Source organism: Pseudoalteromonas sp. Z9A6, assembly GCF_011378805.1.
Classification (GTDB): domain Bacteria; phylum Pseudomonadota; class Gammaproteobacteria; order Enterobacterales; family Alteromonadaceae; genus Pseudoalteromonas; species Pseudoalteromonas distincta.
Map to the genome: position 1 here is coordinate 1 of NZ_WTKZ01000042.1, position 18,868 is coordinate 18,868.

Genomic DNA, 18,868 nt, shown 5'->3' on the forward strand with positions numbered 1-18,868 from the left:
ATACCTAGAAGATCGTTCAAGTGCTATTAACTAATTCTTAAATGATCGGCATTAGTCTATTTAGGCTCTTTTTTTGTGCCTAAATTTGTACAGTAATTGTTTTCACACCCCGATGATAGTGTTAATCTGCAAAATAGATTTAGTCATTTTAATGCGCATACAGGAAGGGATTTATGCAAGCCGAACAAGTTGAAATCGCACAATTTTTAGCACAACATCCTCCTTTTGATGACTTACCTCAAAAAGCGCTTAATGAGCTAGCTCAACAAGTAGAAGTGGCTTATTTTAGAGCAAAAACAGATATCTTGAGTTTTGGACAAGACATTTCTGATTTATATGTAATTAGAAGTGGTTCTGTAGAAATGTATCGCCGAAATGGCGAGCTGTACAATCGTTTGGCTACCGCAGGTATATTTGGTCAAATGGGTTTATTGATGAACCGTAAGGTACGTTTTCCTGCAACTGCTCTGGAAGATACGTTAGTTTATTGCATAAATGTCGAGCTCTTTAATTGTTACTGTGATGAGTTTGATGCATTTGCTGATTACTTCGAAACAGACGGTAACGTGCGTTTGCATCAAGCTATTGTCGAGCAAGCCGATGGCAATGACCTGACAACCGCGAAGGTAAAATCATTAATTCACAGAGATGTAGTTACCGTAGATGCAACCTCTACGATACAAGATATCGCTAAATTAATGACCGAAGAGGCGGTATCGTCAGTGTTGGTAACCGATGTAAATAAACCAATAAATGATGACCCAGAAGAAGATGACGGACAAGTAGTTGGTATAATAACCGATAGGGATTTACGCTCAAAAGTAGTGGCTAAAGGGCTTGATTTTAATACACAAGCAAAAGAGATTATGTCTACTAACTTGGTGCTTTTAGATGCCAATGACTATATTTTCGAAGCAGTATTGGCCATGCTCAGAGATAATCTCCATCATTTACCCGTAGTACAAAAAAGACGTCCTATAGGAGTTATCTCCCTCTCTGATATTTTGCGTTATGAATCCCAAAGTAGCTTATTACTTGTACGCGGTATACTGGCTCAACAAACAATAGAGGATTTGGCTCATTATGCGCGCCAATTGCCTAATGTGTTTGTTCGTATGGTGAATGAAGATGCAAACTCACACATGGTTGGTACAGCCATGGCTGTTATAGGGCGTACATTTAAACAAAGACTACTTGTACTAGCAGAAGAAAAGTTTGGGCCACCTCCTGTGCCTTACTGTTTTATTGCTCTGGGCTCAATGGCTCGAGACGAGCAACTTATTGTAACCGATCAAGACAACGCGCTTATTTTAGATGACAGTTATGACGACGAAAAACATAACGCGTATTTTCAAAATATTGCCGATTTTGTGTGTGATGGTTTAGCGCAGTGTGGTTACACCTACTGTGATGGAGAAATTATGGCGTCGTTTAAAAAATGGCGTAAAACTCGCTCACAGTGGTTCGATCAATTTGCAGATTGGATCGCGCAGCCAAAACCACAAGCATTGCTTAATAGTTCTATATTTTTTGACTTAGACGGTGTGTGGGGTAAAACCAAGTGGGCCGACGAGCTTAAAATATTTATAGCAAAACAAAGTAAAGTAAATCGCGTATTTTTAGCTAATATGGCAGCAAATGCTAGAAATAGAACACCTCCACTAGGTTTCTTTAAAGGCTTTGTTATGGAGCATAATGGCCAACATAAGCGTTCAATGAACTTAAAGCGAAGAGGGACTGCACCTCTTTCTGATGTTATTCGCGTGCACGCATTGGCTATTGGTTCACGTAAACAAAATTCGTTTGAACGACTAGAAGATATTATTGAAGCGAAACTTTTACCACAGGGTAAAGCGCAAGATTTACGTGATGCACTTGAGTATATTGCCATGATGCGAATTCGCCATCAAGCGTGGCAAATAGAGAAGGGCGAAGAGCCCGATAACGACTTAGATCCACATTTACTTTCTCCGTTCGAGCAACGAAACTTAAAAGAGGCGTTCGCCATTTTAGAAAAAGCACAAAGCTATTTAAAATTTAGCTACACAGCAAACTCTGGTGTGAAGTAGCCTATGAATCCGCGTAATCATAAAGCAATTGATTGGCAAGCTAGGTATAACGAGCTTGCCAATAGCACCAAAAATAAACTCCTAAAACACTTTTATGCGGGTGCTTATAATCAAGACAAAGCTGCAATAAAAGACGTGCCTTTTGTAGCAATGGATTTTGAAACAACAGGCTTAAATAGCCAAAACGACGATATAGTGAGTGTTGGTTTAGTGCCGTTCAATTTAGAGCGCATTTATTGTAAGCACAGTCGGCATTGGGTTGTGCAGCCTAGGCGAAACCTTCATGAAGAGTCTATTTTAATACATGGAATAACGCACTCTGAGGTGGACGACGCCCCCGACTTTAATCAAATTATAGAGCCTTTACTTGAAGCGCTCAGTGGTAAAGTTGTCGTGGTGCATTATGCAGCAATAGAACGTCACTTTTTAAATAATGCGTTATTGTTAAGGCTTAAAGAAGGTATTGAGTTTGCACTTGTTGATACAATGGAAATAGAAAAAAGAGCACTAAAAGCAAGGCAGGGGTTATTAGGGCGGTTGTTTAACACAAAATTAGGTTCTCTTAGGCTAACAGATTGCCGTGCGCGTTATTCCCTACCAGCATATCAAAATCACAATGCGTTAACGGATGCACTTGCTACAGCAGAACTTTTACAAGCGCAGCTGAGTTATCATTATCGTGTAGATACTCCAATCTCAGAGCTGTGGCTCTAGCTTTTAATGACCAAACAAAAAAACGCCGCAAAAATTGCGGCGCTTTCGTTACTAATTAAAAGTATTACTCACTAAAAGTATTACTTAACTGGGCGAGGCTCAGTTCGTAAACCTAAAACTAAACTTAAACACATAAATAATAATACAATAGTAAATGGCAAGCCTGTAGAGACAGCGCCTGCTTGTAGTGCTTCAATTGCTTGTGTGCCACCAATCCAAAGTAAAGCAGCTGCAATTGCGCCCTCAACCGATGCCCAAAATATACGTTGTGGTACCGGTGCATCAATTTTACCGCCAGCTGTAATTGAATCAATTACTAATGAACCAGAGTCAGATGACGTAATGAAAAATACCAACACTAATAAAATTGCAATAAACGATAAAATATTAGATAAAGGTAATTCATCAAGCATTTGGAACATAGCTAAAGGTACATCAGTTAAACCATTAGTGCCTAACGCACCAACACCATTAACTACTTGATCAATCGCAATACCACCGTAAATAGACATCCATAAAACGGTAACTAGAGTAGGAATAAGTAAAACTGCAATTAAGAATTCACGAATTGTACGACCACGTGATACACGCGCGATAAACATACCTACAAACGGCGACCAGGAAATCCACCAAGCCCAGTAAAACACAGTCCAACCATGCATCCATGTTTCGTCTTCACGACCGTGAGGATTACTCAATGGAATAATATTTTCTACATAGCCCATCACGGTAGTGGGTACGTTACCCATAGCAACAGCAAAACCTACTAAGCAAACAAACACTAATAAAGCAAAAGCAATTAGCATATTAATGTTACTTAAAAGTTTTACGCCGCCATCAATTCCGCGCACAACAGAAATTATAGCTAGTAGTGTTACGCCCACTATTACTAATATTTGAGAGCCAACACCACCTTCTGTACCAAATACATGGTTAATACCAGCAGAAGCTTGCTGCGCACCTAGACCCAAAGATGTTGCAAGGCCAAATAACGTAGCAAGTACAGCTAAGATATCAATGATATGGCCAGGCCAACCCCAAGCTCTATCACCTAATATAGGGTAAAAAATAGAACGAATTGAAAGCGGTAAACCTTTGTTATAGGTAAAAAATGCAAGAGATAAACCAACAACAGCGTAAATAGCCCAAGGGTGAAGACCCCAATGAAACATAGTTGCGCCCATTGCTAATTTTGCAGCTTCTGGTGTATTAGCGGCTACATTAAGCGGTGTTTCGTACCAACCAGTAAAGTAAGCAACTGGTTCAGCAACGCCCCAAAACATAAGGCCGATACCCATACCCGCAGCAAATAACATAGCAAGCCATGAAACGCGAGAGTGAGAAGGTTTAGCGTCATCACCACCAAGGCGAATATTACCGTAAGGAGAAACAATAAGTGCTAAACAAAAGAGTACAAAGAAGTTAGCAGCCCACATAAATAGGGCATCAAAATTATTAATAATATCGGTCTTGATACTATCAAGCGCTGTTTTTGCAGTTTGTGGGTCGGTAACAAGTATGGCGATTAAAAAGATGACAATCAGGCCCGCACTAGTTCCAAAAACAGGGTTGTGAATATCAAACCCCCACTTTTGTACGTTGTCCTGACCTACGGTGTAATCCGTGTTGTCAATACTATATTTGTCATGATTTTCCTTCATGCAATACCTCTTTAGTTGTCCTAACAAGCCAAAATAAATTCGGCGTCATATCGAATTACATTAGTCTTTAAATATTAAGTAAAAAGTAATACCGTAATTATTTGAAGACTAACTAATTTGAAGCGTGATCATACAGCTAGTAGTGTATGAGTTAAATATTAAATGTAAATGAATTTGTATTTAAAATGCTGTTTATATGACCAAATTCATGATTCTTTCATTTAAAAGCCCTAAATTTAAAAATTCAGTGAACGTTAAAATTTAGTTTGCTATTAAAAGTATTAATTTACTTGATTAAGTAAAAAAAGATCATTTTTAAGTAGCTTAATTAATGCTTAAATATTAGGACTTGTTAGTCTTTAAGGATTGAAATTTATTTAATCTAGGCGCAATTTAATCGCTCCTAGTTTTATAGCTTAGCGGTTCGGTAACAGCTTATGCGTTATTTCTCATGCTTGCATGCACGTAAGAATAATCAAAGACCGGCTAGCAAAGAGCAAATTTCTCTTCAAGGCTATTATAAATTTATAAGCCGATAAGCATCTTTAATCAAGTTGTAATATGAATATGATTTAACACAACACTAAGCTATATTTTATAAATAGATAGGCAAAGGATTAATACTATTATGCGTGAAAGCGTTACAAACGATACCAATCAAAACGAACTTGTTAAACGCTTTTGTAGCGTTAGAGACGAAAGCCTAGCCATTATCGAACCACTCACTGTAGAAGATTGCCTATTACAAGCTATGGCTGATGCCAGTCCTACTAAATGGCATTTAGCGCATACCACGTGGTTTTTTGAAACGTTTTTACTTAGTGTTCATTGTAAACAGTACGCAGTGTTTAATCCTCACTATAAAATGCTTTTTAATTCTTACTACAATGGGATTGGAGAGCAATTTAAACGGGCAAACAGAGGAAGCTTATCTAGGCCATGTTTAGACGAAGTACTAGCTTACAAAGAACATGTGGATAGCCGCGTGATTGAATTACTTAAGACTGACGTTAACCCGCACATTAAAGATATTATTGAACTTGGGTTACACCACGAGCAACAGCATCAAGAACTAATGCTTATGGACATCAAATATAACTTTTCAGTAAATCCATTATTTCCTCAATATAAAACATCGCTTTTAAATAGCCAAAAAAAATCAGCTGATATTAAACCCCTTAATTTTATCAATTTTGAAAAAGCCATTATTAATATCGGCACAAATGCCGAAGATGAATTTGCATATGATAACGAGTGCCCCAAACACCAAGTACTAATTCATCCATTCAGCTTTGCTAATAGATTGGTCACTAATGGTGAATATTTAGACTTTATAAATGCCGGTGGATATAGCAATCCACAATATTGGTTAAGCGACGGTTGGGCGCATATTCAAAACACTCGTTTAACGCATCCACTATATTGGCATTACATAAATAACGAATGGTTTGAATTTACACACTATGGATTGCAGCCTTTAAATTTAAGTGCTCCCATCAGCCATGTTAGTTATTTTGAGGCCAGCGCCTACGCTAATTTTGTAAAGGCTCGCTTGCCTACAGAGTTCGAGTGGGAATATGCAGCTAAAAATACACCTGCAACAGACACTAATAATAACTACCTAACACCACAACAAGCAAAAGATGATACTGAAATAAACCAGTTAACGGATTCATGTTGGCAATGGACAAACAGTGCATATTTGCCATACCCCGGTTTTAAGCCTATTGAAGGAGTAGCAGGGGAATACAATGGTAAATTTATGAATAACCAAATGGTGTTACGGGGTGGGTGTGTGTTTACTCCTCAAAACCATTTACGACAAACATACCGAAATTTTTATTACCCACATCAAGCGTGGATGTGCAGCGGGATAAGACTAGCTAAGGATATAGTATGAGCCAAGTAACAGCGATTAAACAAAGTATCATAACCGACACTGAATTTTTAAACGACGTGATAAGCGGATTAACTCAACAACAAAAAACGCTTCCGTGTAAGTATTTTTACGATGATAAAGGGGCTGCATTATTCGAGCAAATAACATCCTTACAAGAGTATTATGTTACACGTACGGAGTTGTCTATTTTAGAGCAATACTCGCAGTCGATTGCTCAAATGCTACCTGAAAATCTCTCTATTATTGAGCCTGGGTGTGGTTCGGGTAAAAAGGTCGCGTATTTATTAGCGCATATGGCAAACGTAAAAACCTTCGTACCGTTTGAAATTTCTGAGGAGATGCTCAGTTATTCACTTGCACATTTGTCACCGTTATTTCCAGATTTGGCAATTTCGCCATTGCTAGGAGACTTTACACATAGCCAAACGGTTAAACAGCTAACCAAAGACACCGCTTTAGATAGTCAAACCAATTTGGTGTATTTTCCAGGCTCTACTCTTGGTAATTTTGCCCCAGTTAAAGCTATAGAAATTATGAATAATTTCCATCGCTTATGTGGTGTAAACGGTTATGTATTAATTGGGGTTGATTTAGTAAAAGAGCGCCAAGTGCTACTTGATGCATATAACGATAAAGCGGGAATCACCGCTACATTTAATAAAAATTTACTACAACGTATTAATAACGAGCTAAACGGCACATTTAATTTAGATAACTTTAGCCACGAGTCACGCTTTAACGAGCAACATAGCCGTATTGAAATGCATTTAGTAAGTAACTGTAATCAAAGCGTGGTTATAAATGATCAGCAAATAGACTTTATTGAAGGCGAAAGTATCCATACAGAAAACTCTCATAAGTACACGCTCGAATCGTTTAAGCAGCTTGCAGCGCAAGCTAATTTAAAGTTAGAGCAAACATGGCAAGACGATAGTAACTATTTTGCATTGTGCTTATTAAGACCGCTATAAACGTTTACTTAATATGTTTAGGGCGTGTTGATCTTTGATAGTTGAATTTGCAGCAATATGTTTGTTTTTTAGGCAAGGCAGAGCCTATGAAGTGTGGTTATTCCACATAAATAGGCGATAACGCAGCATAAATGCCAAACATGTGCTGCCCTTCGGGCTGCCTAGGGGCGATAAACTCTTTGTTGCTCGATTTTTACTTAGCCCACTAGGTTACAAACCCCGCGCCGCGATTTAATCGGCCCTAGATTGAACAAATTTCAATTCGCAAAGATCAACACGCCCTAGTAAATGACAACTTTAGCATTGCTAAACTCATAGCTTAGCAATGCACCATTATTTGATTGCTGTATAAGCTTAGCTTTATTTAAACCATGTAGTCTAAATAGCAGGGGGGCAATAACAGATACCGCAGAGCCCGTTGCACTGTCCTCATTTACTCCAAACTGGGGGGCAAAATATCTAAAATGCGCTATGGCATTTTTTTTGTCTATATTTTTTATACTAAGCGCTATAACAGCATTTTTATGGAGTTTATTTAACGCTTTAAAATCAACGTGTAAGCTTTTTAAATCTTCTTTTTCAACGTCTTTACTAAATTCTTCATTAAATAACACAACCGTATAACCGTTATTTTCGCCGATACTGTAGGCTGCTTTTATTGCTAATGAAAACACACTTTTTAACTCACCATTAGCTAATTCGCTTTTTTTAGGCTCTATACTTTTTAGTAACAACTGGGCGCGTTGTTTTTTTACTCTTATAGTAAAGCGCTCATTACTCATTGATATAAATACTTCAGGACAATAACCAAAATATTTTATTAAAAAATTAGCGGCCGCTAAAGAACCATGCCCACAGCGTTTAATTTCACTTGTTTGGTTAAACCAGCGAATATTACAATGGCGTTTAGTTATCTCATTTTGATTTAAAAATACGGTAGCAGGGTGATTTGATTGTGATGCAATATATTGCATTGTTTTTGATGTTAACCCAATTTTATAAATAACAATTAAAGCACTTGAGCCTTTTAAGTTATTTGCAGGGCTATAAAAAACAGATTCGGTGGAAGTGAGTTTTATAAAGCGAAGCGTAAGCCATTTGGGCTTACGCTTCGTTAAACAAAGAGTGTTATCCTTTGCTTGCATACGCGTCGTTATGAACGCCCGCAGCACGACCTGATGGATCTGCATTGTTTTGGAACGATGCGTCCCATGCAAGTGCTTCAGGAGTCGAACACGCTACCGATTTACCATGTGGTACACATTTAGCTGATGCATCACCAGGAAAGTGCGATTCAAAAATAGTACGGTAGTAGTAAGCTTCTTTTGAATCTGGCGTATTAATAGGGTATTTAAATTTAGCATTTGCAAGCTCTTGATCGCTCACTTGCTCATTTACAAACTCTTTTAACGTATCAATCCAACTGTAACCAACACCGTCTGAAAATTGCTCTTTTTGGCGCCATAAAACTTCATCAGGCAAGTAGCCATCAAAACCTTCACGTAAAATGTGTTTTTCAATTTTGCCATCTTTACACATTTTGGCTTCAGGGTTGATACGCATAGCAACATCAACAAATTCTTTATCAAGGAACGGTACACGTGCTTCAACACCCCATGCTGCCATTGATTTATTAGCACGTAAACAGTCAAACATATGCAGTTTTGATACTTTACGGTTTAGCTCTTCATGAAACTCTTGTGCGTTAGGGGCTTTATGGAAGTATAAGTAACCACCAAATAACTCATCAGCACCTTCGCCAGATAACACCATTTTAATGCCCATTGCTTTAATTTGGCGAGCCATTAGGTACATAGGTGTAGAGGCACGAATCGTGGTTACATCATACGTTTCAATATGGTAAATCACTTCACGCAGTGCATCAATACCTTCTTGAATGGTAAAAATGATAGGGTGGTGAATAGTACCAATCATGTCAGCTACTTTTTGGGCAGCGGCTAAATCAGGTGAACCCTCAAGGCCTACTGAAAAAGAATGCAGCTTAGGCCACCATGCATCGCTTTCGTCGTTATCTTCAATACGTTTGGCAGCAAAGCGCTGGGTAATAGCAGAGATAACCGATGAGTCTAAACCACCAGAAAGTAATACACCGTAAGGCACGTCACACATTAGCTGGCGTTTAACGGCCGCTTCTAATGCATCTTTAACGTCTTGCGCTTGTGCGCTGTTATCTTTAACTGCATCAAATGTTTCCCAATCACGCTTGTAATAAGGCGTCATTTTGCCATCTTTGCTGTACAGGTAATGCCCCGGTGGAAATTCTTCAATATGCTTACAAATTGGAGAAAGTGCTTTTAGCTCAGAAGCAACGTAAAAGTTACCGTGCTCGTCGTGACCAGTGTAAAGCGGGATAATACCAATATGGTCACGGCCAATTAAGTAAGCGTCATTTTCTTCATCGTATAAACAAAATGCAAAAATGCCATTTAGATCATCTAAAAAGTCAGGCCCTTTTTGTTTATAAAGCGCTAAAATAACTTCACAGTCTGATTGAGTTTGAAAAGTAAAATCAACATCTAGCTCTGCTGCAAGTTCTTTATGATTATAAATCTCGCCATTAACCGCTAAAATATTTGTTTTTTCAGGATTGTATAAAGGCTGTGCACCGCTTGATACACCAACAATAGCTAAACGCTCATGTACTAAAATAGCTTTTTCAGATGCATATACACCAGACCAATCTGGGCCACGGTGCCTAAGCAACTTTGACATTTCAATTGCTTGGGTACGCAATTGAGCGGGATCAGATTTAATATCTAATACCCCAAAAATTGAACACATAGTAACTCCTCATTCCTATTATGTGTGCAGCAAAGCCAATTTGCTGTGCTGCGAAACCTTGTTTTATCAGAAAAAATTACTCAAGTCACATAGCTTTTACAATTAATTAAGAATAATTTATGCACCAAGTTATATGTAACCGCACCAAAGTGGTCAATGCGTGGTGCCTGCTGCTATTTTTACGTCGTTATTATTGTTCAAAGCTTGTGCAATCATCACTTTTAGCGCGTTAATAACAGTGTCTTCACACATGCTAGGTGCGCCATTGTGGTGCACAGCTTGGCTTGGTAAATAAGGAATATGCACAAAGCCACCTTTCATTACAGCGCAGTGATCACTTATGTAATGCATAAGGCCATACATAACGTGATTGCATACATACGTACCTGCCGTATTGGAAATGGCAGCAGGTATATTGCTGTTGTGCAGTGCTTGTAACATACGCTTTATTGGCAAGTTAGTGAAATAGGCATCAGGGCCATTTTTTTCTATTGGTGTATCGACAGGTTGCTTACCTGCATTGTCTTTAATGTGTGCATCATCAACGTTTATTGCAATACGCTCAATTGATATTTCGCTGCGCCCACCAGCTTGACCTATACATAAAACAACCGTCGGATTGTGCGACTCAATGGCGTTTATAAGCTGACTAATAGACGTATTAAACTCACAGGCAAGTTCTAGTGTACTTATTTTGTGTTTCATGATGATAGTTTCATCAAGTTTTTGCACTGCTTGCCAAGAAGGATTGATAGTTTCGCTACCAAAAGGCGCAAAGCCGGTTATTAATACACACGCCATAGAAGAAGTTGATTTAGTCATTACACACCAAGCTATACATTAAAATAATATTAACGGCGAGTAAGGTAACTGCCGTCTGAATTTGAACCTTTATTACATGGTACTTATCTTTTAAGTCTAAAAGAGCTGTAGGAATAATATTTAATTTGCTGTCATAGGCGTCATTAACGTACCGCAATTGCCGCTATACATGCCGAGCACAACTAATGGAGCAGGGCTTGTGCCATGACCTTCAATTAAAAATATACCTACACAATACAAAACAACCAGTATTAAACGATTATCAGGGCCAATAATTTAAGTCGAACATAGTTTTCCTATTTATTTTTAGAATATTTTTATAGGTTATTTTTAAGTGCAAGGCTCAATTGATGCAGGTGTCCGTCAAGTTTCTGCTTCGCCTTTGCTGCTTCTTCAAACGTTACATATTTAAACTCAACAGTATCTAAAGGTCTAAACTGTGCAAATTGACGTAAGTCGGCTTCAATAACAGTCCCTAGCAGAGGGTAGCCCCCTGTAGTTTGGCCATCATTTAGTAACACAATCGGCTCTCCACTTGGTGGTAATTGAATACTCCCAGGGCTCACCCCTAATGATGGCAAAGAGTGTGAATGGCCCAAATTATTTTTATGCTCAAGCCTTACACCCATTCGGTTACTATTATTGCTGACTTTAAAAGCGGTAGACACAAAGTTGCTAAGTAAAGTCTCGTCTAACAAATTAGCATGAGGACTTGGATGCAGGCGTATAAGCTTGCGCTGGGCGGGAGCAATTGCGCCTACCTTTATAAACTCTCCATAATAAGGAGTAATAGGTATTTCATCACCAGTGGTGAGAGATCTACCTTCAAAACCACCAAAGCATGCGTTTAAATCTGTAGATTTAGAACCCATAACCTCAGCATTTTGTATACCGCCTTTCACTGCTAAATAAGCTCTTAAGCCCGCTCTACCAGTAGCAAAACTTAGGATTTGTTTGTTTTTTACTGCGTATGTCCAACCAGGATAAATTGCATGTCCATCAAGGGTTGCTTGCAAATCTGCACCATGAAGCGCAATTACTGTGTCGCAGGTAAATTCCAGTTCGCACAAACCTACAGTTATTTCTAAAACGGCATCATTGTCGTTATTGTTAAGTAATCTATTAGCAATGATTTGTGCAATAGGGTCTAGGCTGCCCGCTTTGCTTACACCTAAATGGCGGTAGCCCTCACGGCCAAAATCTTGAATTGTAAGTAATACACCACTTTTAAGTACTTTAATCATGATTTGCTCCTTTATTAACGAGCGGAACAAATTCAAGCGTATCGCCTGGTTGAATTAAACAAGGTTGCTCAGAGGTCGAATCAAACAATGCAGTATCTGTATGACCTATTATATGCCAACCACCTGGGGTATCTGCGGGGTAAATGCCGGTTTGTGCAGCACCTATCGCAACAGAGCCTTTAGAAACCCTAGTACGTGGCTCATCACGTCTTGGTGTATGTAATTGCTCATTTAAGCCATGTAGGTAAGCAAAACCGGGCTGAAAGCCTAAAAATAAAACGTGGTACTTGGTTTTACTATGAATATTAATAACTTCATCGGCACTTAAATTATGATAGCGAGCCACGTAATTAATGTCCTCACCCTTGTATGAGGTTTTGATTAAGTGATGCTGCCCCTTAAAAGTACTCGTTTTAATCTCATTCCACAGCGGGGGTAGCACTTGTAACCACTTATTTAAGTGTTTATCTGATTTTAAATAAAGAGTGAGCGAGTTCATGGCGGGCACCAAATCGCTAAATTCATCAGTGCTTTTACAGTGGCTAGCTAAAGCCCAAATTTTCTTTTGAATAGAGAGTCTATCTGTAGCGTCTAAATGCGATGCATCAAACAGTAAACTACTGTTTGTTAATGCATAAATATGAGGAGCTGGCTTCATTAAATAAACCTATTTGTACAACATAATTTAAACGTAACACAGTTTTATTAATTTATTTACACCATTGCGACTAAGTGGTTATGTTTATTGCCCAACTTACTTTAAGAGTAGTTTTATATTCAATTAATCGTATTTAACTTATTGAAGACCAAAACTTAATACGCTTCGTACTAAATAAGTAATTAGGTTGAAATAAAAATTAGGATAAGGAGGTCTTAGTTAGCACTTGTTTAAGAGGTACTTTATGAAACACCAGCATTTATTATATTTATCAGGCGCTGCTATTATATTTAGCGCAGGCAGCTTTGCTTTATCTATGGAAAAAATTGAGCACAGTAATGTAGAAGCCACCATGCATGTAGAAACCATTGTACTTGGATCGGGGTGTTTTTGGGGAGCAGAAAAACGCTACGAAGCGCTTAATGGCGTTATTGATGCTGAATCGGGGTACGCTGACGGCAATGGCTTTAAAGCTACCTACAGAAACATTACTGATCAGTCTCGTCGTTTTGACGAGAACAATTATGCTGAAGTTGTACAAGTTATGTATAACAGCAATATAATTTCAGCAGAAGATCTCTTAAAAAACTATTTTGAAAGTCACGACCCTACACAAAAAAATCGCCAAGGTAACGACATTGGTACGCAATATCGCTCAATTGTATTAACGACCACTGATGCGCAAGCTAAAGTAGCTGAGCAAGTTAAATCGCAATATCAGCAGCTTTTAACTGATGCGAGCTATGGCAAAATTGAAACAGTTATTAAACCGCTTCAAGGTTTTGTATCGGCAGAAGAGTATCATCAAAATTATTTAGAAAAGAACCCTAATGGCTATTGCCCAGATCATTCTACCGGTGTTGTTTTTAATAAAACACCTGTAGAAAAAGTAGATAACACGGCTTTACTAGCAGGAAAGCAAATAGTGGTACTTGATTCACGTGAATACTGCCCATATTGTGAAAAGTTTAAAAAAGCAGTCGCAAATGATTACAAAGGAACAATACCAATGTCGTTTCGCCATGCTGACCAACTTGATGATTTAACTATTAAGTCAGCCACGTGGGCAACACCAACCATTTTGTTTTTAGAAAATGGCGTTGAGGTATATGGTCGTCAAGGTTACGCAACGCCCGAAGAGTTTTATAAAGCATTAGGCGCTTTTAAATTAGGTAACAGTGATGCTTATAAAGTTGCATTTGATGCACGAACAGATAGACCTTACTGTAAAGAGTACAAAGAGTTTAAAAACACACCTGACGGTACTTTTGTTGATAAATTAAGTGGCGAGCCACTATTTGATACAAGCGATAGGTTTAACTCAGGTACTGGTTGGTTATCCTTTACTCATCCTGTAAAAAACAACGTAACACAGCACGACGATAGCCGCTGGGGCGTGACACGCATTGAGCTTCGCTCTAAAAGTACAGGCATACACTTAGGGCATTTATTTCCAGGTGAAGGTCCAAGAGGTCGCGATCGTTACTGTATTAATGCAACAGTCCTTGATTTTGTACCGAGAGATAAAAGCTAAACCCTTTCTTTGCTAAGCCTGATTTTAATCAGGCTTTTTTTTGCATAAAACAAAATAGGCTTATCATAATCTTTGCAAATTTGTTAAAATTAAAGCGTGCAGCTAATTGTCAATAATATTACTTAGGTTATTAATGAATCAATTTAAAAAAATAGCAACGCAGTTAATATATTTGCCATTCGCTTTACTGCTTTTAATAAACAACGCTAAATCAGCGACTCATTACGTAGTAGGCGTAGAGAATATAGAATACCTTCCATACTACGATGGTAGTGGGGCTGATAACCGCGACTATTATGGTTTCAGTCAAAAGTTACTTACCTTGTTTGCCCAGCAGCATGACTTTGAGTTTGAGTTTTACACACTACCTATTAATCGACTTTACAAAGAATTTGTGGAACATCGCCATGTCGACTTTAAGTATCCAGATAACCCTAGCTGGAAATCAAGCTACAAAGCTTCATTTATTGATGTAAATAAAATTATTTATTCGCAGCCAACCGTTGTGACTAAAACGGGCATTGCGAGTTTAAATATAAATATCACTATTGATGAATGCATTAGTTTTGTAACGGTAAGAGGGTTTACGCCTCAAAGCTTTAAACCGTTAATGAATAATGAAAACGTTGAGTTAATAGAAACAGCTAACGTAATTGAATTAATAGAGATGCTTTTAAAAGAGCGAGTGGAGTGTATTTACATATCTAACGATGTATTAAACTATAATATTGTTAAATATTTCAAATTAACCCGACCCGTTTATTTTCAAAACGAATTGCCGACAGATTTACAAGCCTTTTTATTATCGTCGATTGACTATCCTGAGGTAGTTAAGCAATTTGATACATTTTTGCTTTCACATAAAGTGCAAATAAGTAAATTAAAAAAAGAGTATCAAATAAAAAATTAACTAAAAAAGCCCCGTAAGTTATAACTTACGGGGCTTTTTAAAATGTATTAATCTGTATATAGCTATATTATGTATGTGCTTAATAATAAAAACAGTCCAAGCCAAGTCACCACCTAACTTGAACCGCTTTTCACACTGACAACATCTTCACACACAATATAAAGATTCTGTTTTCTACGCTTTAGTAGCCTTGTAATGCATATCATGTGGTTTGAGCCAAGAATAAAAACAGTTCAAGCCAAGTCACCACCTAACTTGAACCGCTTTTCACACTGACAACATCTTCACACACAATATAAAGATTCGGTTTGCTACGCTTTAGTAGCTTTGTAATGCATATCATGTGGTTGAGCCAAGAATAAAAACAGTTCAAGCCAAGTCACCACCTAACTTGAACCGCTTTTTCACACTGACAACATCTTACACACACAATATAAGATTCTTTTCACTGCTAAGTTTGAGTTACTAAAACTCAAAAGGTTGCATTTATTGCTCTTAAAAAACAAATTAACTAAGTTGTTTTGAGCTGATGAAGTAACTTTAATATTTAACTTTATTTTCGACAAACGATAAAAATGAAACCAATGAGTGAAAAAAATTAAACTATAGACTTTAGTCTAATGCTCGGCGTTAAGTTTATGTATTTAAATAAAAAATATTATTAAAAATTGCAGAGAGGTTTAGACGAGTTCAGTAATAAAACACAGAGTGGGTTGTATTACTGAACTCGTCTAATAGGGGATTATTCTTGGATTTTTCTAAACGTATTTACAACCCACTTCGCAAATAAATCAAGCGGGTGATTAGGCGTGCTTGATTCGTGCTGCACTAAATAGTATTTATCTTTAGTTGTTAAAGGCTGCTCGAATAATTTGTACAGCCATTGCTCATCTAACCAGCTTTGACTAATAGGCAGTGGAATAAGCGCAATGCCCATGCCTTGCTGCGCTGCACGCGCTACACCAAACATGCTATCTATTTGAATAATCTGCGAAGGAGAAAAGTCATCAATACCCGCTTTTTCGGCCCACTGGTGCCATGCCCAAGGGCGAGCTTTGTGGAGGATGAGGGGAACTTGGTTAAGCGCTTGACGATGATCGTCCCTCCACTGATCGAGCAATTTTTTATTACATGCAGGAATATATTCAAGGTTAAACAACTCAGTCGCTAACCCTTCAGTAGGTTTACCAGAGGACAATACAATAGATAAATCGCTATGACGCGTTAATTCTTTGCGTGTTTTAAGCGTGTCCATTTGCAGGTTTATATTAGGGTGTTCTGACGTCCACTCACTTAATTTAGGCATGAGTAGTTCGCTGGCAAAAAATTCAGGCAGGGTAATCGTCAAATTTGTATTTTGCTGCATCTGACTAAACTCATTAATGGTGCTCTCTAACATTGTGATGATAGGAGACACAGCATCAAAAAAGTTTTTACCCGCTGTGGTTAAGCTAATTGAACGCGTTTTACGTTGAAAAAGCTCAATACCAAGTTGTTCTTCAAGTTGTTTTATTTGATGGCTTACCGCAGACGGCGTTAAGTACAGCTCATTAGCTGCATGCTTAAAACTTAGGCTTCTTGCGGCAAAGCAAAAAGAGCGAAGGCCACGAATAGGAGTTTGCATGTTTTCCAGAATTATTTAATTTATTGAGACGCCTTACTTAGGCAAAATTTGAATCAACTATTTAGTGTTTAAATATCAGTAGGTTAAAAATAAAGTTAACGCTAGTTCACAAAAAGGGTGCAGGCTATCCACTAAATAGTGCAAAGAATCTAAGCGCTTACATTTAATTTATATTTGTATTATAGATAAAATTTACTACAGATGTATGAATGACGGTAAAAATAATGACAAAAGATAAAAAAAATCCCTCGTAAGAGGGATTTTGGGTAACTCAGCGCCATTGGCACTGGGAATGAGGTCGGTACAGGGTAAAGCGTTATTTTAAGCTAAAGCCTAAAAAGCCATTTCTGGAACTTCACCGTCAACAAGTAATTTACCTGCTGTTTTACTAATGATTTCATCAACAGTAACGCCCGGAGCACGTTCTAATAGATGAAATGCGCCGTCTTTAACTTCTAATACGGCTAAATCTGTTACTATTTTTTTTACGCAATTAACGCCAGTAAGCGGTAAAGAGCAGGCCTCTAATAGTTTAGAGTCACCATGCTTACTTGCATGGGTCATAGTAACAATAATATTTTTCGCGCCAGCGACTAAATCCATCGCGCCACCCATGCCTTTAATCAGCTTTTTAGGGATCATCCACGATGCGATGTTGCCGTTCTGGTCAACTTCAAATGCACCCAGAACGGTTAAGTCTACATGACCACCCCGTATCATGGCAAAACTATCTGCACTATTAAATATGGCTGCACCTGTGGCTGCTGTCACGGTTTCTTTACCCGCGTTAATCATATCGGCGTCTAGCTCTGCTTTAGTCGGGTACGGGCCCATGCCTAAAAGGCCATTTTCGGACTGTAACATAACTTCAATATCATCTGGTACATAGTTTGCGACGAGTGTCGGAATTCCTATGCCCAAATTTACGTAGTAACCGTCTTGTAGTTCTTGTGCAACGCGCATTGCAACTTGTTCACGTGATAATGCCATAATTTTGCTCCTGCTTAATCTCGTGTTGTTACACGTTCAATGCGTTTTTCAAAGCTGCCTTTAATAACGCGATTTACAAAAATACCCGGGGTATGAATTTGGCTTGGTTCAAGCTCACCCGGCTCTACAATTTCTTCTACTTCGGCAACGGTAATTTTGCCCGCTGTTGCCGCCATTGGATTAAAGTTCATGGCGGTGTGTCTAAACACTAAATTACCAAAGCGGTCGGCTTTCCACGCTTTAACAATAGCAAATTCACCCGTTATAGATTCTTCTAAAATATACGGGCGACCATTAAACTCTTTTACATCTTTACCCTCAGCCACAGGAGTACCGTAACCGGTTGCGGTGTAAAACGCAGGTATACCCGCGCCACCAGCACGCATTTTTTCAGCTAGTGTACCTTGAGGCGTAAGCTCTACATCAATTTCGCCACTTAATAACTGCTGCTCGAATAGGGCATTTTCGCCAACGTACGAGGCAACTACTTTTTTAATTTGTTTGTCTTGTAATAAAATACCTAAACCAAAGTCATCAACACCACAGTTATTAGATACTACGGTTAAGTTTTTTGTTTGCATGTGCTTAATTTGTTTAATTAAGCCCTCAGGAATACCACATAAACCAAAACCACCGGCAATAATGGTATCGCCGTCTTTTAATCCTTCCATTGCAGCTTCGTAACTAGAAACTACCTTATCAAAACCGGCCATGAGTCTCTCCTCATTGTGTGCTATTTGTTGTTAATTATCTTTAATTATCATTTTATAAGATAGCCATTTAACCTGAACTCTGGTTAAGAGATTTACTAACATATTGAATTAGGTTGATATTTAAATTTATTTTCTCTAGCCAGAGATTTTCAGTGAAAACAAGGCGAATTTACGCGTCAATAGCTGGTCTATTGCAAGTAAATTCAACGCAGTTAGTGCTGAAAATAGCTGCTCGAGATAGATTTATTATCCAGAG

Annotated in this window: 15 protein-coding genes and 1 pseudogene; 6 read left to right on the forward strand and 10 right to left on the reverse strand. The window is 38.2% G+C overall.

Annotation, left to right across the window (positions count from 1 at the left end):
• Positions 1-173: 173 nt before the first annotated feature.
• Positions 174-2,069 carry a DUF294 nucleotidyltransferase-like domain-containing protein gene (locus tag GQR53_RS14680; protein ID WP_165744322.1) on the forward strand — a complete coding sequence of 632 codons (1,896 nt, stop codon included), beginning with the start codon at positions 174-176 and terminating at the stop codon, positions 2,067-2,069.
• A gap of 3 nt (positions 2,070-2,072) precedes the next feature.
• Entirely contained in the window at positions 2,073-2,783 is a 711-nt protein-coding gene (locus GQR53_RS14685; protein WP_024595068.1) for a 3'-5' exonuclease, read from the forward strand.
• 80 nt (positions 2,784-2,863) lie between these two features.
• Here GQR53_RS14685 and GQR53_RS14690 read toward each other — a convergent pair whose 3' ends face one another.
• Positions 2,864-4,444 carry a BCCT family transporter gene (locus GQR53_RS14690; protein ID WP_165744323.1) on the reverse strand — a complete coding sequence of 527 codons (1,581 nt, stop codon included), beginning with the start codon at positions 4,442-4,444 and terminating at the stop codon, positions 2,864-2,866.
• Between the two features lie 628 nt (positions 4,445-5,072).
• Here GQR53_RS14690 and egtB point away from each other — a divergent pair.
• Both egtB and egtD read left to right on the forward strand, forming a co-directional pair.
• The gene (gene egtB, locus GQR53_RS14695) at positions 5,073-6,344 is read left to right on the forward strand and encodes an ergothioneine biosynthesis protein EgtB (RefSeq protein ID WP_165744324.1); all 1,272 of its coding nucleotides are present in this window, start codon (positions 5,073-5,075) and stop codon (positions 6,342-6,344) included.
• On the forward strand, positions 6,341-7,315 hold the full coding sequence (egtD, locus tag GQR53_RS14700; RefSeq protein WP_165744325.1) for an L-histidine N(alpha)-methyltransferase: 975 nt from the start codon (positions 6,341-6,343) through the stop codon (positions 7,313-7,315). Before egtB ends, egtD begins: the two co-directional genes overlap by 4 nt.
• A 281-nt stretch (positions 7,316-7,596) precedes the next feature.
• On the opposite strand, the gene GQR53_RS14705 is transcribed toward egtD, so the two are convergent.
• From GQR53_RS14705 to pxpB, 6 genes and pseudogenes are all read right to left on the reverse strand, one after another.
• The gene (locus GQR53_RS14705; protein ID WP_165744326.1) at positions 7,597-8,460 is read right to left on the reverse strand and encodes a PhzF family phenazine biosynthesis protein; all 864 of its coding nucleotides are present in this window, start codon (positions 8,458-8,460) and stop codon (positions 7,597-7,599) included.
• The gene (gene asnB / locus GQR53_RS14710; protein ID WP_138489011.1) at positions 8,444-10,117 is read right to left on the reverse strand and encodes an asparagine synthase B; all 1,674 of its coding nucleotides are present in this window, start codon (positions 10,115-10,117) and stop codon (positions 8,444-8,446) included. Before asnB ends, GQR53_RS14705 begins: the two co-directional genes overlap by 17 nt.
• Before the next feature lie 153 nt (positions 10,118-10,270).
• Positions 10,271-10,939, reverse strand: coding sequence for a pyroglutamyl-peptidase I (pcp, locus tag GQR53_RS14715; RefSeq protein ID WP_165744327.1), 669 nt, complete (start codon positions 10,937-10,939; stop codon positions 10,271-10,273).
• A pseudogene (locus tag GQR53_RS14720) lies at positions 10,932-11,212 on the reverse strand (DUF979 family protein); the annotation flags it as partial. The gene pcp and the pseudogene GQR53_RS14720, both read right to left, overlap by 8 nt.
• Positions 11,213-11,256: 44 nt before the next feature.
• Positions 11,257-12,183, reverse strand: a complete 927-nt coding sequence (locus tag GQR53_RS14725; protein ID WP_165744328.1) for a biotin-dependent carboxyltransferase family protein — start codon at positions 12,181-12,183, stop codon at positions 11,257-11,259.
• Positions 12,176-12,841 carry a 5-oxoprolinase subunit PxpB gene (gene pxpB / locus GQR53_RS14730; RefSeq protein ID WP_165744329.1) on the reverse strand — a complete coding sequence of 222 codons (666 nt, stop codon included), beginning with the start codon at positions 12,839-12,841 and terminating at the stop codon, positions 12,176-12,178. Before pxpB ends, GQR53_RS14725 begins: the two co-directional genes overlap by 8 nt.
• A gap of 244 nt (positions 12,842-13,085) precedes the next feature.
• On the opposite strand from pxpB, the gene msrA reads away from it, so the two are divergent.
• Positions 13,086-14,375 (forward strand): peptide-methionine (S)-S-oxide reductase MsrA, encoded by a 1,290-nt coding sequence (msrA, locus tag GQR53_RS14735; RefSeq protein ID WP_165744330.1) that lies wholly within the window; start codon positions 13,086-13,088, stop codon positions 14,373-14,375.
• A 133-nt stretch (positions 14,376-14,508) separates the two neighbouring features.
• Positions 14,509-15,285 (forward strand): amino acid ABC transporter substrate-binding protein, encoded by a 777-nt coding sequence (locus GQR53_RS14740; RefSeq protein ID WP_165744331.1) that lies wholly within the window; start codon positions 14,509-14,511, stop codon positions 15,283-15,285.
• A gap of 742 nt (positions 15,286-16,027) precedes the next feature.
• On the opposite strand, the gene GQR53_RS14745 is transcribed toward GQR53_RS14740, so the two are convergent.
• The 3 genes from GQR53_RS14745 to GQR53_RS14755 form a co-directional block, all read right to left on the reverse strand.
• Entirely contained in the window at positions 16,028-16,909 is an 882-nt protein-coding gene (locus tag GQR53_RS14745) for a LysR family transcriptional regulator (RefSeq protein ID WP_002961883.1), read from the reverse strand.
• A gap of 333 nt (positions 16,910-17,242) precedes the next feature.
• The gene (locus GQR53_RS14750; protein WP_165744332.1) at positions 17,243-17,899 is read right to left on the reverse strand and encodes a CoA transferase subunit B; all 657 of its coding nucleotides are present in this window, start codon (positions 17,897-17,899) and stop codon (positions 17,243-17,245) included.
• A 14-nt stretch (positions 17,900-17,913) separates the two neighbouring features.
• The gene (locus GQR53_RS14755) at positions 17,914-18,612 is read right to left on the reverse strand and encodes a CoA transferase subunit A (protein ID WP_008135270.1); all 699 of its coding nucleotides are present in this window, start codon (positions 18,610-18,612) and stop codon (positions 17,914-17,916) included.
• Between the last annotated feature and the right edge of the window lie 256 nt (positions 18,613-18,868).

Excerpts from the sequence above, each read along its gene's own strand:
- egtB (WP_165744324.1), top strand. The coding sequence starts at position 5,073 with ATGCGTGAAAGCGTTACAAACGATACCAATCAAAACGAACTTGTTAAA.
- pxpB (WP_165744329.1), bottom strand. The coding sequence starts at position 12,841 with ATGAAGCCAGCTCCTCATATTTATGCATTAACAAACAGTAGTTTACTG.
- pcp (WP_165744327.1), bottom strand. The coding sequence starts at position 10,939 with ATGACTAAATCAACTTCTTCTATGGCGTGTGTATTAATAACCGGCTTT.
- GQR53_RS14705 (WP_165744326.1), bottom strand. The coding sequence starts at position 8,460 with ATGCAAGCAAAGGATAACACTCTTTGTTTAACGAAGCGTAAGCCCAAA.
- GQR53_RS14740 (WP_165744331.1), top strand. The coding sequence starts at position 14,509 with ATGAATCAATTTAAAAAAATAGCAACGCAGTTAATATATTTGCCATTC.
- GQR53_RS14725 (WP_165744328.1), bottom strand. The coding sequence starts at position 12,183 with ATGATTAAAGTACTTAAAAGTGGTGTATTACTTACAATTCAAGATTTT.
- GQR53_RS14745 (WP_002961883.1), bottom strand. The coding sequence starts at position 16,909 with ATGCAAACTCCTATTCGTGGCCTTCGCTCTTTTTGCTTTGCCGCAAGA.
- egtD (WP_165744325.1), top strand. The coding sequence starts at position 6,341 with ATGAGCCAAGTAACAGCGATTAAACAAAGTATCATAACCGACACTGAA.
- GQR53_RS14690 (WP_165744323.1), bottom strand. The coding sequence starts at position 4,444 with ATGAAGGAAAATCATGACAAATATAGTATTGACAACACGGATTACACC.
- msrA (WP_165744330.1), top strand. The coding sequence starts at position 13,086 with ATGAAACACCAGCATTTATTATATTTATCAGGCGCTGCTATTATATTT.
- asnB (WP_138489011.1), bottom strand. The coding sequence starts at position 10,117 with ATGTGTTCAATTTTTGGGGTATTAGATATTAAATCTGATCCCGCTCAA.
- GQR53_RS14755 (WP_008135270.1), bottom strand. The coding sequence starts at position 18,612 with ATGGCCGGTTTTGATAAGGTAGTTTCTAGTTACGAAGCTGCAATGGAA.
- GQR53_RS14750 (WP_165744332.1), bottom strand. The coding sequence starts at position 17,899 with ATGGCATTATCACGTGAACAAGTTGCAATGCGCGTTGCACAAGAACTA.
- GQR53_RS14685 (WP_024595068.1), top strand. The coding sequence starts at position 2,073 with ATGAATCCGCGTAATCATAAAGCAATTGATTGGCAAGCTAGGTATAAC.
- GQR53_RS14680 (WP_165744322.1), top strand. The coding sequence starts at position 174 with ATGCAAGCCGAACAAGTTGAAATCGCACAATTTTTAGCACAACATCCT.